The following is a 1058-nucleotide window of genomic DNA, read 5'->3' as shown; positions in this document are numbered from 1 at the left end:
GAGACGTTCAGCGTGCCGGCGCCGTTGAACTGGAACACCTTGTCGCTGGCCTCCTTCGCCCCGCCGCCGCTGACGGTGTAGACGTTGGACGACGAGGAGCCGAGGAAGGTGGCCGCGTCCTCGCCGACGTCCTCCCACCAGACGTTCTGCAGCGTGCAGCTGCCCTCGCAGTGGATGCCGTCGGCAGCCGGCGAGCCGATGATGACGTTCTTGAGGACCGCGCCGGGGGCGAGTTCCAGGATCGGGTCCTGGTCCTCGCCCTGCCCGCCGGTGCCGAGGTCGCCGCTGCCGTAGAGGCGCTTCATCCCGTAGTCCGTGGTGCCGGACACCTTGATGGTCTTGGTGACCGCCTGACTGCCGTTGGGAGCGGGCCAAGTGGCCGCGCCCGCCGGCGAGGAAGTCATGATCATGCCCAACGTGAGCCCGAGGGTGGCCAGGCCGCCCAGCAGACCCCGCGAGGTTGCCGATGAGGTCATTGTCCCGATTGCCTTCTTCCGCGTGAGGGATGGTCACGTACATGAATACCGTACGCAACCTAGAACGCCAATGTTCAAAAGTGGAGTGAAAAGGGCCTCTTTTCACGGTTGCCGGTCACACTGATGAACGGACCGTAGGGCGCAAGCGCTTTCTCGTCAACCGGTCGCGCGCAGTCGTCTCGCGCCGGGAGAGGTACCGGGGAAGTGCCGTGGGCGCGCTTCCATGAACTCGGGTGTCCATGCCAGAATGCCGGGCGGTTCCCCACACGACGCGCCGCGCCGGGGGCCGATGATCGGGGTGTCCTCGCTGCGGGGTGAGGAGGTGTCCTTCCCCAACACCACGGACGTGGACGAGCTGGTGGAGTGGACGCGGGGCCTGGAGAAGGTGACCGTGTACGCCACGTGCGCCAGCCTCGGGCTGGGCACGCTGGAGCGGGCGCACGCTGCGGGTTTGGCGGCTTGGGACCTGATCGTCGTGGACGAAGCCCACCGCGTTTCGGGCCGGATCGGGAAGCCGTGGGCGGTCGTCCACGACAACCAGAAGATCCCGTCCCTGCGCCGCCTCTACATGACGGCCACGCC

Annotated in this window: 2 protein-coding genes; one reads left to right on the top strand and one right to left on the bottom strand. The window is 67.4% G+C overall.

The window, feature by feature from the left end:
- Positions 1-476: pectate lyase (locus H5J33_RS36305; protein WP_181798924.1), on the bottom strand; the 476-nt coding region annotated here is incomplete at its 3' end.
- Positions 477-765: 289 nt separating this feature from the next.
- On the opposite strand from H5J33_RS36305, the gene H5J33_RS36300 reads away from it, so the two are divergent.
- On the top strand, positions 766-1058 hold a 293-nt coding region (locus tag H5J33_RS36300; RefSeq protein WP_399553027.1), incomplete at its 3' end, for a DEAD/DEAH box helicase family protein.

This window comes from Streptomyces sp. WELS2 (assembly GCF_013870595.1).
In the GTDB taxonomy this organism is placed as follows: Bacteria; Actinomycetota; Actinomycetes; order Streptomycetales; family Streptomycetaceae; genus Streptomyces.
The sequence above is the reverse complement of the archived record's forward strand: the minus strand, read 5'-3'. Positions and strand labels throughout refer to the sequence as shown.